13 protein-coding genes are annotated in these 14,860 nt (G+C 58.5%); 7 read left to right on the top strand and 6 right to left on the bottom strand.

The annotated features are described in order from the left end of the window. The 5 genes from SBL51_RS11165 to SBL51_RS11145 all read left to right on the top strand — a co-directional run bounded on the left by SBL51_RS11165 (window position 1) and on the right by SBL51_RS11145 (window position 3,488). Window positions 1–1,218 carry a cysteine desulfurase gene (locus SBL51_RS11165; RefSeq protein ID WP_317931010.1) on the top strand — a complete coding sequence of 406 codons (1,218 nt, stop codon included), beginning with the start codon at window positions 1–3 and terminating at the stop codon, window positions 1,216–1,218. An 82-nt stretch (window positions 1,219–1,300) separates the two neighbouring features. Further along, entirely contained in the window at window positions 1,301–1,666 is a 366-nt protein-coding gene (locus tag SBL51_RS11160; RefSeq protein WP_317931009.1) for an iron-sulfur cluster assembly accessory protein, read from the top strand. A gap of 56 nt (window positions 1,667–1,722) precedes the next feature. Beyond that, window positions 1,723–2,256 (top strand): putative Fe-S cluster assembly protein SufT, encoded by a 534-nt coding sequence (gene sufT, locus SBL51_RS11155; protein WP_317931008.1) that lies wholly within the window; start codon window positions 1,723–1,725, stop codon window positions 2,254–2,256. Window positions 2,257–2,267: 11 nt separating this feature from the next. Next, entirely contained in the window at window positions 2,268–2,678 is a 411-nt protein-coding gene (locus tag SBL51_RS11150) for a SufE family protein (protein WP_317931007.1), read from the top strand. Window positions 2,679–2,684: 6 nt separating this feature from the next. After that, a complete protein-coding gene (locus tag SBL51_RS11145) occupies window positions 2,685–3,488 on the top strand; it encodes a siderophore-interacting protein (protein WP_317931006.1) in 804 nt (267 codons plus the stop codon). Between the two features lie 50 nt (window positions 3,489–3,538). On the opposite strand, the gene SBL51_RS11140 is transcribed toward SBL51_RS11145, so the two are convergent. The 3 genes from SBL51_RS11140 to SBL51_RS11130 form a co-directional block, all read right to left on the bottom strand. Next, on the bottom strand, window positions 3,539–4,738 hold the full coding sequence (locus tag SBL51_RS11140; RefSeq protein WP_317931005.1) for an MFS transporter: 1,200 nt from the start codon (window positions 4,736–4,738) through the stop codon (window positions 3,539–3,541). Between the two features lie 271 nt (window positions 4,739–5,009). Then, entirely contained in the window at window positions 5,010–5,990 is a 981-nt protein-coding gene (locus SBL51_RS11135) for a calcium/sodium antiporter (protein ID WP_317931004.1), read from the bottom strand. Between the two features lie 133 nt (window positions 5,991–6,123). Beyond that, window positions 6,124–8,196, bottom strand: a complete 2,073-nt coding sequence (locus SBL51_RS11130; RefSeq protein WP_317931003.1) for a M13 family metallopeptidase — start codon at window positions 8,194–8,196, stop codon at window positions 6,124–6,126. A gap of 380 nt (window positions 8,197–8,576) precedes the next feature. Between SBL51_RS11130 and SBL51_RS11125 the strand changes: the two genes are divergently transcribed. Continuing rightward, window positions 8,577–9,707, top strand: a complete 1,131-nt coding sequence (locus SBL51_RS11125; RefSeq protein ID WP_317931002.1) for a DUF2855 family protein — start codon at window positions 8,577–8,579, stop codon at window positions 9,705–9,707. 30 nt (window positions 9,708–9,737) lie between these two features. Further along, window positions 9,738–10,517 (top strand): ATP-binding protein, encoded by a 780-nt coding sequence (locus SBL51_RS11120; protein ID WP_317931000.1) that lies wholly within the window; start codon window positions 9,738–9,740, stop codon window positions 10,515–10,517. Window positions 10,518–10,524: 7 nt separating this feature from the next. Here SBL51_RS11120 and holA read toward each other — a convergent pair whose 3' ends face one another. From holA to leuS, 3 genes are read right to left on the bottom strand one after another with little or no spacing between them, the layout of a single operon-like run. Next, entirely contained in the window at window positions 10,525–11,583 is a 1,059-nt protein-coding gene (gene holA, locus SBL51_RS11115; protein WP_317930999.1) for a DNA polymerase III subunit delta, read from the bottom strand. Continuing rightward, complete coding sequence (lptE, locus tag SBL51_RS11110) at window positions 11,576–12,160, bottom strand: LPS assembly lipoprotein LptE (protein WP_317930998.1); 585 nt, start codon at window positions 12,158–12,160, stop codon at window positions 11,576–11,578. Before lptE ends, holA begins: the two co-directional genes overlap by 8 nt. Window positions 12,161–12,171: 11 nt before the next feature. After that, a complete protein-coding gene (leuS, locus tag SBL51_RS11105; RefSeq protein ID WP_317930997.1) occupies window positions 12,172–14,769 on the bottom strand; it encodes a leucine--tRNA ligase in 2,598 nt (865 codons plus the stop codon). Between the last annotated feature and the right edge of the window lie 91 nt (window positions 14,770–14,860).

The following is a 14,860-nucleotide window of genomic DNA, read 5'->3' as shown; positions in this document are numbered from 1 at the left end:
ATGGCCCTGGATATCGAAGCGCTGCGCGAAGAGTTTCCCATTCTGAAGCGCGAGGTGGACGGCAAACCGCTGGTCTACCTCGATAACGCCGCCACCACCCAAAAGCCGCAGTGTGTGATCGATGCCATCGTCCACTACTACAGCTACTACAACGCCAATGTCCATCGCGGTGCCCACCGCCTGGCCGACGAGGCCACCAAAGCCTTTGAAGAGGCGCGCGACATCCTCGCCAGCTTCATCAACGCCTATCAGCGCGAAGAGGTGATCTGGACCTCAGGCACCACCGAATCGATCAACATCGTCTCCCACGGCCTAGCCCAGCTGCTGCAGCCCGGCGACGAGGTGCTGGTGACCGAGATGGAGCACCACGCCGACCTGGTCACCTGGCAGCAGGCCTGTCTGGCGGCCGGAGCCAGCCTCAAGGCGGCGCCCATCCTCGACAGCGGTGAGCTGGACATCGGCGCCTTTGAGGCGCTGCTGGGGCCACAGACCAAACTGGTTGCCTTTCCGCACGCCTCCAATGCCCTGGGCACGCTCAACCCCATCAAGGAGCTCACCGCCAAAGCCAAGGCCGTCGGTGCCTGGGTGTTGATCGACGGCGCCCAGGGGATTGCCCACGAGACGGTAGACGTGCAGGCCATCGGCTGTGATTTTTACGCCTTCTCCGCCCACAAAATTTATGGGCCCATGGGCATCGGTGTGTTGTGGGGGCGGGAAGAGCTGCTGCGGGAATGGCCGGTGTGGCAGACCGGTGGCGAGATGATCAGCACTGTCACCTACCAAACCGCCACCTGGAACCAGCTGCCCTACAAATTTGAGGCCGGTACTCCCAATGTGGCCGATGCCATCGCCTTTGGCCGGGCGGTGGCCTGGTATCAGCAACTCAATAGAGAGGATGTGCACGCCCACGAGCAGGCACTGCTGGCCAGTGCCAGCCAGCAGTTAGCGGCCATCGAGGGGTTGACCCTGGTCGGTACCGCCCCCAGTAAGGTCTCCGTGGTGAGTTTCATTATGGCGGGTGGCCACCCGGCGGATATCGGCTTTCTGCTGGATCGCCAGGGCATTGCCATTCGTACCGGTCACCACTGCGCCGAGCCGTTGATGAACCGCTTGGGGCTGCCGGGTACGGCGCGGGCGTCGTTTGCCATCTACAACACCCAGGCGGAGGTCGATGCCCTGGCGGCGGGCCTGCGCAAAGTACAGATGATGCTGATGTAACAGTAAGCCGCCGCTGTGGCAGGGCCACGCCCGGTGGTAAAAGAGTTATCAACCGATCATTTCGGTTGCTTTTGGAGAAACTATGTCGGTCTCAACCTTCGACCCCAACGCGCAGGCGGTAACCGTTACCGAAAAAGCGCTGCGCTACTTCCACCGCAATGCCAATCAGCACAGTGGTGGCGATAACCACTGGATTCGCTTAAGCGTTACCACCAGTGGTTGTTCCGGCTATGCTTATGTACTCGACTTTGTCGAACAACCTGATGAAGGCGATCAAATTATTGCCCTCGATGACCAGCTCAGCCTGGCGTTAGACTCCGAAGCGGTTACCGTTTTGCGCGGTACGGAGATCGACCTGGTCACCGAGGGGTTAAATCAGGTGATTAAATTCAATAACCCCAATGTGGTTGGCCAGTGCGGTTGTGGTGAAAGTTTTAGTGTGAACTAGGGCGGCCCAACAACGCCCTCGGCAATTCACCCCTATTTCGGCTGGAGCAGTCAACGATGGAACAGAAAATGGTGGTTACCCAACGGGATTGTCCGGCCCGTCGAGTCCCCTCTGGCGAAGCCACAACTATCCCCGCCCACCAATTCGTCACAATTAACCAGAGCCTGGGCGGCAACTACACCGTCACCTTTCAGGGTAATATGCTGCGCATCGACGGCACCGATGCCGATGCCATCGGCCAGGAGCCGGAAAAGCTGGAGTTTACCGCCCCTGTGAACGGAGAGATTGCCGAAGAGCAGGTCTGGGCGGCGCTGAAGACGGTGTTTGACCCGGAGATTCCCATCGACCTGGTCGAGCTGGGGTTGATCTATGAATTGCAGATCGACCAAAGCGCCAAGCGGGTCGACATCAAAATGACCTTAACGGCACCCGGTTGTGGCATGGGGCCGGTGTTGGTCAGCGATGTGGAATATCGCGTGGGCAAGGTGCCCAATGTGGAGTCCGTGGCCGTGGAGCTGGTGTTCGACCCGCCCTGGTCGCGGGAGATGATGAGCGAAGAGGCACAGCTGGAAGCCGGCCTCTTTTTTTAACAGCCAGTGTTATGTCCAATTTAAATACCGAAGAGATTATCGACGACCTCAGTTTTTTTGATGACTGGGAGGAGCGCTACAAATACATCATCGATCTCGGGCGCGAACTGCCGGCCATGGCGCCGGAGCTGCACACCGACGATCGCCTGGTAAAAGGCTGCCAGAGCAGCGTTTGGCTGGAGTCGCAGGTTAACAATGGTGTCTATGACTTTGTGGTCGACAGCGATGCCGTCATCGTGCGCGGCTTGCTGGCCTTGGTGCTGGCCGCCTATAACCACAAATCCGCCGCCGAAATTACCAGCTTCGACATCGACAACTATTTCACCACCCTGGATTTGGAACGCCACCTAAGCCCGACACGGGGCAACGGCTTGCGCGCGATCGTCGGTAAGATCCGGGCCATGGCCAAACAGGCCCTGTAGGCATTTATGAAAAAAAACCGTTTGTTAACGCTGATCGATAAACAGCTGGTGGGTGCCAACTCACTGCGTCTGGTTTTTGCCGGCGATGACCTGGCCGATTTTCCCGAGGATCAGGCGAGCGGCTACGTAAAACTGATGTTTGCCGCCGAGCCCGGCGGTGAGATCGATCCCTCTCAGCTAGAGAACGCGGCCTATTTTAAGGCGTTGCGCAAACGCACCTTTACCATTCGCCAGTACGATGCCGAGCAAAAACGGCTGACGGTGGATGGTGCTTGCCACAGTTTTGGAGAGCCCGACCAGGGGCCGGCCAACCAGTGGTTACAGCAGGCGGAGCTTGGCGATCAGATCTGGGTGGCCGGCCCCGGCGAAAAGAAATTAATCAATACCCCGGCGGACTGGTACTTTTTTGCCGGCGATATGACCGCGCTGCCGGCCATCGCCGTCAATTTGGAACAGCTGCCCCAGGAGGCCTGCGGCTACGCGGTAATCGAGGTGCTGGACTTCGCCGATATCGCACCACTGGCGCGGCCCGACAACATCGCTATTCATTGGGTGGTCAACGGCGCACCGAAGAGTGCCAATACACTACTGTCCGATGCGGTGCGGGAGCTGCCCTGGTTGGAGGGTACGCCCGCCGTCTGGGTGGCAGGCGAATTCGAGATGATGCGCAACCTGCGCGCCTATTTTAAAAAGGAGCAGCAGGTACCCAAGTCACTGGTCTACGCCAGCAGCTACTGGAAAATCGGCGAAAGTGATGAGGGCAACAAGGTTGCCAAACGTTTGGATGAAAAGGCCGAAGAGCAAAGCTGATCGTTAATCGCGCTGTCCGGCGCGATACTTCCTAAAAAACTTGATTCCCCTCAGCCGTTAATTGGTTGCCGCTCCAGGCAGAGAACAGCGGCGCCGGCGATCAATGTCACCAGTGCCGCTATGGGCAGGAGTCCCAAGCTCAGCCAGGGGGCGGCCAGTGCCGTACCCAGGGCGGCGGTCAACATCACCAATAAAATAATCAAGGCCGAGGCGCGGGCGCTGTCACTGCCGGCGGCCTGAATAGCGGCAAAAAATCCCGGTGGCCCACGCACGCCCAAACCCAAATTGACGATGGCAAACAGTGCCCAAATCATGGCGGCCTGAACCACACTGCCGATCAGCTGCATGACAATGGCGTAGATCAACAGCAGCGCCGCGCCGATAAACGTCAGCCAGGTACCGGTATTGATCATGCGCGCCTGGCCGAATTTGGCCACCCAAAGATGGGAGCTGCTGGCGGCACAGATAAACAGGCCAACGCCAATAATCTGCATAATGACAAAATCCTGAATGCCCCCCGCAAGCGCGCCCACCATCAACGCGGGCGCGGCAAACACAAAGGTGAGTAGCGCACCCAGGGTAAAGGCCTGGCTGAAGGCCAAGCGTAAAAAGCGGCGGTTTTTTAACAGGGCGCCATAGTGGTGATCGGTGGAGAGCGGTGCGATGCCGGGCAGCAGGCGGTACAGGGGCAGCCACAAAATAATTAACACAACAGACAGCAACGTCAGCAGTGTAAAGCTGGCCTGCCAACCGGCAAAGGCCAATAACCAGGCGCCGAGTATGGGGGCCAGTGCCGGCGTTAAGGATTCAATGCTGCCCATGGCGCCGAGCGCGGCGATGGCCCGGTTTTCCGAAAGCAGGGCACGAATCATTCCCGGTGCAAACACGGCGGCGGCGGAGCCGGCTAACCCCTGAAAAAAACGCAGCACAATCAGCCAGTTGATCTGCTCGCATAAAATAGCTAACAGCGACAGCAGGCCATAAACAAACAGGGAAAAAATCAGTAATTTCCGTTGATCAAAACGGGCCCCCAATTCGCCAAACAGCAACAAACCGAGACCGCTGCCGGCAACAAAACTGGCCAACACCCACTGTGCCGCCACCGGTGTACCGTGCAGCTCCTGCGCCAGGCTGGGTATGGCCGGCAATACCAAATCAATGCCGGCCAGGCCAAGTATGGTGCCGCCTAAAATCATGCAGATAAGGGTAAATTTCCGGTGTCGAGTTAGGGCGATGGTTACTTCAGACATGACAATAAAAATAGGCTTGGCACTGCAGATAGGGTGAGCTGAAAAATGTACACAGTTAGATCACCGCTGTACAGCGCGAGCCGGCTAATCCAGCGGTCACGACGCAGTGGCGTCGTGCAAAGCGATCCTCGAGTAGAAATGGGTGCGGGGAATAGCACTGGCGGAGAAAAACTGGAGGAAAATATTGGCACAGGCACCTCATTAGGCGTGTGCCTGTGCGAAAAAATAGTCGGCTATTACACCTGGGCTCAGAATTTATTGGGCGGTCCAATCAGGCCGGGTGGTGAATGGTGCTGGTTACCAGCCAAATGTTGTAGCCGGCAAAGATGATTAAGAGGATCACCGCCTCAAAGCGATTAACCCGGCCTTCACCCTTAAAGCCGTAGGCCATGACAAACAGCGCGGCCATCAACACCATCATGGCTGGCCAGTCGCGCGTCATCACTTCGCTGAGCATGCTGGGAATGGGGTGGATAACCCCGGCAATACCAATCACCGCCAGCAGATTAAACATATTGGAGCCCACCACATTGCCGATGGCGATGTCGTGCTCGCCTTTGCGGGCGGCCACCACCGAGGCGGCCAGCTCCGGCAGCGAGGTGCCCAGGGCGACAATGGTCAGGCCGATCACCAGGTCACTAACGCCCAGAGATTGAGCGACTGTCACCGCTCCCCAAACCAGCAGGCGAGAGCTGGCGACCAACAGCACTAGGCCCGCGGCCAGCCAGAAGAGGGCCTTGCCGAGGGACATGGACTGCTCGGTCAACTCCTGTTCGGTCTCTTCGCCGAGGGCGTCGCCCTTGCCGCGCAGGCCGCTGACAATCGACCAGCCAATCAGGGCAAAGAAGCCAAGCAGCAGAAGCGCAGCTTCCGGGCGTTGCAGGGAGTGATCGAGCAGAAAAGCACCGGTGATCAAACCGATAATAAACAGCAGGGGCAGCTCACGTTTGACGATCTTGGAGTGCACGGCGATGGGGGTAACCAGGGCGGTAATGCCGAGAATCAAGCCGGTGTTAACAATGTTGGAGCCGAGGGCGTTACCGAGAGCGAGATCCGGATTGCCTTCAGAGGCGGCCATGGCGGAGACCACCATTTCTGGTGCGGAGGTGCCGAAGCCGACAATCACCATTCCGATCAACAGGGTGGGCATGCCGGCATGGCCTGCGGTGGCCGCGGCGCCATCGACAAAGCGATCCGCACTCCAAACCAACAGCACAAATCCCGCCAGAATCGCCAGTGAAGCGAGCAACATGTAAACCCCTTAATCCGGAAAAAGGCGGTAGCCTACCGCCTGGGTGAAATTGCGCAAGTGCTAAATGTAGGTGGGAAGCCGGCGTAGACATGGCGCCGGCTTTTGCTGTGAAGAGAAGGTAAACCGGGCTGGGTTACCAGATTTTTACGCGCTCCTCGGGGGGCAGGTAGAGTTTGTCGCCCTCTTTCACGCCAAAGGCTGCGACAAACTCCGGCATGTTGCGCACCACGCCATTGACGCGAAATTGGGCTGGGCTGTGGGGATCGGTTTTCACCCGGTTACGCAGGTTTTCGTCGGTGTATTTGGAGGCAAACGCCTGTGCCCAACCAAAAAAGAAGCGCTGCTCACCGCTAAAGCCATCAATGGCTGGCGCTGGCAGGCCATTGAGAGAGAGCTGATATGCCTTGTAGGCGATGGTCAGGCCACCCAGGTCGCCGATGTTCTCGCCCAGGGTTAACTGGCCGTTGACGAAGAGATCGGGCAGGGCTTCGAATTGACCATACTGTTTAACCAGGGCACCGGTACGAGCGGCAAAGGCCTCGCTGTCGGCGGCTTGCCACCAATCATCCAGCTTGCCATCGCCATTGTAACGCGAGCCCTGGTCATCGAAGCCGTGGCCCATCTCGTGGCCAATTACCCCGCCAATCGCGCCGTAGTTGACGGCGTCGTCGGCATCGAGGTTGAAGAAGGGGGGCTGCAGAATGGCGGCCGGGAAGACGATCTCATTCATCAGCGGGTTGTAGTAGGCATTGACGGTTTGCGGCGTCATAAACCACTCGTTGCGGTCGATGGGTTTGCCGAGCTTGTCGATCTGCTGCTGGTATTCAAAGTTGGCTCCGGCCAACACATTGGCAACCAGGCTGTTGTTGGTCACCACCAGCGCGCTGTAATCCTTCCAGACATCGGGGTAGCCGATTTTGGGGATGAATTTATCCAGTTTGATAATGGCCTGGGCTTTGGTCTCCTCGGTCATCCAGTCGAGCCCCTGAATGCTTTGGCGGTAGGCCTCGCGCAGATTTTCGACCAGGGTCACCATGCGCTCTTTGGCCGCGGGTGGGAAGTGCCGCTCAACGTAGAGTTTACCGATGGCTTCGCCCGCGATGCCGCTGGCAAAGCCGATACCCCGCTTCCAGCGGGCCCGCTGCTCTTTGGTGCCGTAGAGGGTGGCGGAGTAGAAGTTGTAGTCCTCGGTCTCCAGCTCCTGGTTCAGGTAGGGGGCCAGGTAGGTGAGGCTGCGCCACTTGAGGTAGGTTTTCCAATCCGCCAACGGAACAGTGGCAAACAGCTCATTGAGGTGGGCCAGGTAGGAGGGTTGACCGAGAATAATCTCGCCCTGCTCGGCCACCTGGCCGGCACTCAGGAAGGTGTTCCAGTCGATATTGGCGTAGCTGCTGGCCATAGCGCTGGGGGTGGCGGGGTTGTAGGTTTTGGCGGCGTCGCGCATCTCCACCCGGGGCCATTGGCCTTCGGCCAGTTTGCTCTCCAACTCGAAAATGGTCGCCGCGCTTGCCTCAGGCGCGCTGTCGTCGACCAAGGTGAGCATATTGGCCAGGTGTTGCTTGAAGGCTGCGAGAATCTCCTGGCCCTTGTCGCTCTCATCGAAATAGTAGTCCCGGTCGGGCAGGGAGAGGCCGGTTTGGTAGAGGTAGACGGTGTACTGATCGGGATTTTTCTTGTCGGCGTCGACAAACAGCGCCATGGGTGCCAGGCCGGTCTGCATCCAGGGCTGGGCCATAAAGTCAAACAGTGCCTGGCGGTTATCTATCTGGTCGATCTGCTCGGCAATGGCCTGGTAGGGGGCGCTACCGGCTTTGGCAATGGCGGCTTCGTCCATGAAGGTTTGGTAGAGAATCTTCACCTTTTCAATTTCCGGTGACACTGGCTTGTCGCTGGCCAGCAGCTCCTCCATCAACTCCTTAACGCTCTTTTCCGACTCATCGCGCAGGTGGATAAAACTGCCATACGAGGAGCGGTCGGGCGGTATCTCCAGTGATCCGAGCCAGGCGCCGTTAACAAAATCGTAAAGATCATCCTGCGGGCGCAGGGAGTGGTCGAAGTGATCGTCGGTGAGGCCGGAAACGGGTGCATTACTGAGCTTTGTGCCGGGTATGACGGTACCGGTGTCGTCGCAGGCGGCCAGCAGGGTGGTCGTTGCCGCGGCCATTATCAGCCCGGCCCTGAGACGTTTGAAAGCGATCAGTTTCATGCATTTTCCTCTCTGATTTCGGTGAAGTGTACGGGGGTTGTTTTAACCCGGTACCCACATGGCCAATAGCGGCCTACCGGGGTTTTACAATGTTTTGCGTTTGCCGGCCAGCCAGAATGTTTTTTACGGCGCCAGACTGTGACAGAATGGTTGCGTTATGAGTTCACTGCCCGGTAATACCCGCCAGGGCAAGGCCGATGATCAGGGCACTAATACCAATAACAGAACTCAAGCTGCCGGATGCTGCAACGAACGATTTGCCCATTCCCTGAAGGATTTTTTCCGCAAGGTAACCAATGGGTTTCTATGAACTACACTGAATAACAAACCTACGGCTTATTAGTTTTATTAGTTAGTTCTTATTAAGTGGTGGCAAATTAATGTTGGCAAAAGCCTCCGGGGTCCGTGACTCTACCGGTCTCCCACACATGCATAATGTCAGTTTGGAATTCAATCAACAGGATGTTCGCCGCTTGGCGGTGGTGAACGAGTCGATACCGGTAGCAGACCAACTCGACAAGGGTTCCATGCTGGTACGTATCGAGCGCTTCGGTTTCTCCTGTAACAATCTCTCCAGTGCCTTGGCTCCAGGCCTTAACTGCTCCTGGCCGCAACTGTTTGTTGGTCGGGATGGCCGCCGCTGCCTGCCGGTGTGGGGTTATGCCGAGGTGGTGGAGTCCAATCGCGACGGGTTGGCCCCAGGCATGGGGTTTTATGGCTGCTTTCCCATGTCCCGCTTCCTGATGATCGATACCCGCCAGAGCGCCAATGGTCGCTTCAGCTTTGGCTTTGATCAGGCGCTACCCAACAATGGTGCCAGCTTGCCCACCTTCACCGCGGTGGAGAGCTTTGCCGATATCGATATGCAGATCTTGCTGCGGCCGTTGTTAAGTGCCGCCTATCTGATATTGCAGGAGTTGATTGAGAGCCAGTTTTGGCAGGCCGGCCAGATTATTATTACCAGCGCTTCCAGTAAAACGGCGATGGGTCTCTCTTACTTTTTGCAGGAGTATTTTCACCGTATAGGGATGGAAAGCTCACCACTGGTGGTGGGATTGACCGCTGCCCGTCATCAGGCGTTTGTTAGCCAGAACGGCCACTTTGATCAGGTGTTCAGCTACGAACAGTTTCGCCAGATGGAGCCGGCGGAGAGCGTGCTGGTGGATTTTTCCGGCAATCACCAAGTGCAAAGCATGATACATTACTACCTCAAACAGCGCCTGATCTACGCCTACAACCTTGGTTCCTGTCATTGGGATCAACAAGCGCCGACCCGGGCCGAGCGCCCGGAAGCGGAATCCTTCTCGGCGGTGGAGTTCTACCGCCAACACTCCGCCAACCAAGATCATCTAAACCACCAGTTCCAGGAGAGCTGGAAGTCCGCCTGTGAGGCGTTTGGCCATTGGCTACAGCCGCGCTTGGTTGAAGGGGTAGAGGAAGTGCGCTGGGTGTATGAACAGATGCTGGCGGGTAAGGCGACCCCGGAGGTGGGCTACCTCTGCCAGTTGTAACAACCCAGACCCCTACTGTGGAGGACGAGTTTGATCAATTGGCAACAACACTACGCCGCCATCTGGCGCCCCAAACATAATCACCTGCGACCGGTCGCCCGCCTGGACCCTATTCGCCTGGAGCGGCTGCTCCAGGTCGACCGCCAAAAACAACTGCTGATCACCAATACTCAACGCTTTTTGGCTGGCCAACCGGCCAACCACGCCCTGCTGTGGGGAGCCAAAGGCACTGGTAAGTCGAGCCTGATTAAAGCCCTGCTCAATGAGTACGCCGCCGATGGCCTGCGGGTGGTGGAGGTCGACAAGGCCGACCTGATCGACCTGCCGGAGATTGTCGACCATATCCATATGGAGCCCTACCGCTTCATCCTCTTTTGTGACGACCTCTCGTTCGATTCCGAAGAGACCAGCTATAAACACCTAAAGAGCGTGTTGGAGGGCTCCATTGAGCTGCCGCCGGATAACGTCGTGCTCTACGCCACCTCTAACCGCCGCCACCTGGTACCGCAAACCCAGGCCGACAACAATGAGACCCTGGCGGCACGCATGGCCGATACCAGTGTCCTGCACTCCGATACCGTGGAGGAGAAGTTGTCCCTGGCCGATCGCTTTGGCCTGTGGCTCTCGTTTTACCCGATCAGTTGGCAGGAGTATCAGGCGGTGGTCGAGAGTCTGTTTGAAGGTGTGGAGTTGGCTATTTCCAGGGAGGAGCTGCTCGATGCCGCCAAGCTGTTTGCCCGTTCGCGCGGTACCAACAGTGCCCGTACCGCCAAGCAGTTTTACCAGTCGATGGTAGAGCGCAAACGTTGATGTTGCGTTAGGCCTCTTCGTCGAGGGCGAGGAGGTCGAGGCCGGGTGGCAGACACACCGCGCCGGCCAGGTGGAGTACCAGATCCTTCAACTCCGACCAGGGGTCGGCGCGGCGCATCCCCTTAATGGCGCGATCAATGCCATAAGCTTTACGCAGCAGGTGTTGGCTGTGGCGGGCGGAGATGCGGCTAAGTGCCTGGCGCATGATCGGTTTGCGCTTCTCCCAAACCCGTAGCTGATTGAGTGCCTGTTCGATGGGACGGCCGCTCTGCAGCAGTTCATGCAACTCGGCCAATGTGCGTATCTCGCGCGCCAGCGACCAGAGAATAATCACCGAATCGGTACCCTCGCTCTGTAAACCCACCAGGGTCTTCACCGCGCTGGCTGCATCACCGGCCAGAGCCCGGTCGACCAAGCTGAACAGGTCATAGCGGGCACTGTCGCCCACCAGGTTGGCCATGCTGGTGGTGTCGATCAGCTCCTCCTGGCCCACCAGCAGTTTCAGCTTTTCAATCTCCTGGCTGGCGGCCAACAGATTGCCCTCAACCTTGGCTGCCAGAATCTCAATCGCCTCAGACGAGGCCTTCAAGCCCGCCTGACGCAGGCGTTGGTCGATCCAGGCGGGTAGGGCATCCACCGTCACTGGCCATACCGTCAGCAACACCGCGTGTGGATCGAGCGCTTTAAACCACTTCGCTTTCTGGCTGTTGCCATCGAGCTTGGGGGTGGTGATCAACAGTATGGTGTCGTCGGGAATTTCACTGGCGTAGTGGCAGAGTGCCTGGTTGGCCTCTTCGTTGAGCTTGGCCTTGTAGAAGTGAACTTCGATCAGTTTGCGTTCGGCAAAGAGAGAGAAGTTGGCGGCGCCGGCCAGCAGCTGCTGCCAGTCGATGGTGCTGTCACCGTAGTAGCGCTCGCGCTCGCTAAAACCCTGTTCCGTGGCCGCCCGGCGGATGGTGTCGCAGGCCTCCTGCTGTAGCAGCGGTTCGTCGCCGGCAATAATGTAGACCTGGGCCAGCGGTTTGCGACAGTGGCCGGCGAGCTGTTCGGGGCGGAGTTTATTCATCCAGGGATTCGTGGGCCACGGGTGTGGGGGAGTCGGGAGCGGATGAGTCGGAAGCGGGTGCCGCGGTCTGCGCGTTCTCCACCGCATAGCGGTAGCCGCGTAAGATCTGCTGCACCACTTCGCGTCGAATCTCACTCTTCAACAGCTGCTCCTCCTCCGCCTTGGCGGCGACATTGTCGCGGTCGTAGTTGTAGCTGCGGGTGACGCTGATTGCCACCGGTTCGACAACCACCTGCCCTGCGGGGGCGATGATGCTGTAGCTGAGTGACAGTGTCAGGCTGACACTATCGGCAACGGCATCGGAGCCGAGGCTGGAGACCCGCCGATCCTCGTTGGCGGAGGTCAGGTGCAGGGTGTAGCTGGTGGACTTATCCGCGCTCAGCTCAACCCCGCTTTGGGTAAACAGTCGCTCCAGCTCCCGGCGCAGCTCCACGTTCACGCGGCTGTCGGTGAGGTGAATGCGGCGAGCCTCTTCACTCAGATTGAGGTCGCCGCGCAGGTGCCAGCCACAGCCAGTCAGGCCGGCAGCCAGTAATGTTGCCAGAGCCAGCAGCAGCGCTCGAGGGAAATTCGACACAATCACTTAGCCTATTTCACCGCAAAGGTGACCAGCTTGCCGGGCACCACTTTGCTCATTTTGATGGTCATCCCTTCCAGGAACTTGGCGACATTGGGCTCGGCCTTGGCTGCAGCCAGGATGTCGTCATCGCTGGCACTGGTGGCCATCTCAATCTGGCCGCGGATCTTGCCATTGACCTGGACCGGGTAGACCAGGGTGTCGCGTACCAGGGCATCGGCGTCGGCTTCAGGCCAGCTTTGGTCGACCAGATCGCTGCCATGGCCTAGGGCCTGCCACAGGCTGTGACAGATGTGCGGCACAATGGGTGACAACAGCAGGGTCATGCTGGTCAGGGCTTCGCGCTCAACGGCAAGGCCCTGGGGCGTGGCGCGGTCGGCCAGGCGGTTGGCCTCGTTGAGCAGTTCCATCACCGCGGCAATGGCGGTGTTGAAGGTGAGCCGCTGGCCGAAGTCGTCACTCACTTTAGCGATGGTCTCGTGTACCTTGCGACGCAGCTGTTTCTGTTCGGCGTTGAGTTCGCCGGCCACCAGGGCCGCCGGGGAACCGGCCTCGAGATGGGCGTGCACGGTTTTCCAGAGCCGGCGCAGGAAGCGGCTGGCGCCCTCTACGCCGCTGTCGTGCCACTCCAGGGTCTGCTCCGGCGGGGCGGCAAACATGGCAAACAGACGCACGGTATCAGCACCGTACTTCTCAACGGCTTCCTGTGGGTCGGCGCCGTTGTTTTTCGATTTGGACATTTTAATGGTGCCACCCAGCTGCAGTGGGCCGGCTTCGGGATGACTGGCGGCGATAATTTTGCCTTTGTCGTCCTTCTCCAGTAACACCTCGGCGGGGTTGTACCAGGTTTTGGAGCCATCCTCGTTTACCTGATAGAAGGATTCGGCCAGCACCATGCCCTGGCAGAGCAGCTGCTCAAAGGGCTCATCGCAGCTGACCAAGCCCTCATCGCGCATCAGCTTATGGAAGAAGCGCGCGTAGAGCAGGTGCAAAATGGCGTGTTCGATACCACCCACATACTGATCCACCGGCAGCCAGTAGTCGGCCGCCTGCTTGTCGATCATGCCACCGGTAAACTGCGGGCTGGTAAAGCGGGCGTAGTACCAGCTCGACTCCATAAAGGTGTCGAAGGTGTCGGTTTCGTGTTCGGCGGTAACGCCATCGATAGCGTCAGCCTTGCGCCACTGCGGGTCGGCTTTAATGGGCGACTGCACGCCGTCCATTTCGACTGCCTCTGGCAACAGGATGGGCAGGCGCTCGGCCGGTACCGGAATCTCTGTGCCGTTGGCCAGGTTGAGCATGGGGATGGGGCAGCCCCAATAGCGTTGGCGGGAGACACCCCAATCGCGCAGGCGATAGTTGGTCTGCACCGAGCCCTTACCGTGCTCGATCAGGTATTGGCTTATGGCCTTGAACGCCTGGCCGAAGTTGAGGCCATCCCACTGCTTGAAGCCCTCGCCAGAGTTGATCAGCGTGCCTTTGTCGACAATTGCCGCCTGGCTGAGGTCGCCCTCGGCGTCGATCACCTGCACGATGGGCAGGTCGTATTTTTGCGCGAACTCGTAGTCGCGTTGGTCGTGGGCGGGCACCGCCATTACCGCACCGGAGCCATAGTCCATCAATACATAGTTGCCCACCCAAACCGGCACCGGCTCGCCAGTGACCGGGTGTTTGGCCTTAAGGCCGGTATCCATCCCCAGTTTTTCCATGGCGGCCATATCGGCCTCGGCCACACTCTGCTTTTTGCACTGGGTGATGAATTCGCTCAACGCCGAGTTGCTTTGGGCCAGCTCCAGGGCAATGGGGTGCTCGGCGGCGAGGGTGACGTAGGTAACCCCCATCAAGGTGTCGGGGCGGGTGGTGTAGACGCTGAACGACGCCATGCCGGCCACGGGGGCGAGCAGTTCGAAGCTCATCTCCACCCCTTTGGAGCGGCCAATCCAGTTGCGCTGCATGGTTTTCACCTGCTCCGGCCAGTGTGGCAGCTTATCGAGGCTATCGAGCAGCTCCTGGGCGTAGGCGGTGATCTTAATGAACCACTGGGGGATCTCTTTACGCTCGACCACGGCGCCGGAGCGCCAGCCGCGACCGTCGATCACCTGCTCATTGGCCAGCACCGTCTGGTCGACCGGATCCCAGTTAACGGTGGACATCTTTTTGTAGACCAGCCCCTTCTCGTACAGGCGGGTGAAAAACCACTGCTCCCAGCGATAGTAGTCCGATCTACAGGTGGCCAGCTCCCGGCTCCAGTCGATACCAAAGCCCAGGCTGCGCAGCTGGCCTTTCATATAGTCAATGTTGGAGTAGGTCCACTTGGCGGGCGCGGTTTTGTTTTGGATGGCGGCGTTTTCAGCCGGTAGGCCAAAGGCATCCCAGCCCATGGGGTGCAGAACATTTTTGCCGAGCATGCGCTGGTAGCGGGCGATCACGTCGGTGATGGTGTAGTTGCGCACATGGCCCATGTGGCACTTGCCGCTGGGGTAGGGGAACATCGCCAGGCAGTAGAATTTCTCTTTGCTGGTGTCTTCGGTAACTTTGAAGGTTTGGTTGGTATCCCAAAATTGCTGGGCTTCGGCCTCGACTTCTGCGGGCTGATAATGTTCTTTCATCGGTGCTGGGTGACCTGTTGGCTAGTCGGTACTGGAAATAAAAGCGGCAATTATAGAAGTAAGCTACTGAGAATGCGATGGCGTGGTGATT

The sequence above is a fragment of the Halioxenophilus sp. WMMB6 genome, from assembly GCF_033283405.1.
Lineage (GTDB): Bacteria > Pseudomonadota > Gammaproteobacteria > Pseudomonadales > Cellvibrionaceae > Halioxenophilus.
This window is presented reverse-complemented; position numbering and strand designations above follow the sequence as displayed.

Excerpts from the sequence above, each read along its gene's own strand:
- SBL51_RS11165 (WP_317931010.1), top strand. The coding sequence starts at position 1 with ATGGCCCTGGATATCGAAGCGCTGCGCGAAGAGTTTCCCATTCTGAAG.
- SBL51_RS11160 (WP_317931009.1), top strand. The coding sequence starts at position 1,301 with ATGTCGGTCTCAACCTTCGACCCCAACGCGCAGGCGGTAACCGTTACC.
- sufT (WP_317931008.1), top strand. The coding sequence starts at position 1,723 with ATGGAACAGAAAATGGTGGTTACCCAACGGGATTGTCCGGCCCGTCGA.
- SBL51_RS11150 (WP_317931007.1), top strand. The coding sequence starts at position 2,268 with ATGTCCAATTTAAATACCGAAGAGATTATCGACGACCTCAGTTTTTTT.
- SBL51_RS11145 (WP_317931006.1), top strand. The coding sequence starts at position 2,685 with ATGAAAAAAAACCGTTTGTTAACGCTGATCGATAAACAGCTGGTGGGT.
- SBL51_RS11140 (WP_317931005.1), bottom strand. The coding sequence starts at position 4,738 with ATGTCTGAAGTAACCATCGCCCTAACTCGACACCGGAAATTTACCCTT.
- SBL51_RS11135 (WP_317931004.1), bottom strand. The coding sequence starts at position 5,990 with ATGTTGCTCGCTTCACTGGCGATTCTGGCGGGATTTGTGCTGTTGGTT.
- SBL51_RS11130 (WP_317931003.1), bottom strand. The coding sequence starts at position 8,196 with ATGAAACTGATCGCTTTCAAACGTCTCAGGGCCGGGCTGATAATGGCC.
- SBL51_RS11125 (WP_317931002.1), top strand. The coding sequence starts at position 8,577 with ATGTTGGCAAAAGCCTCCGGGGTCCGTGACTCTACCGGTCTCCCACAC.
- holA (WP_317930999.1), bottom strand. The coding sequence starts at position 11,583 with ATGAATAAACTCCGCCCCGAACAGCTCGCCGGCCACTGTCGCAAACCG.
- leuS (WP_317930997.1), bottom strand. The coding sequence starts at position 14,769 with ATGAAAGAACATTATCAGCCCGCAGAAGTCGAGGCCGAAGCCCAGCAA.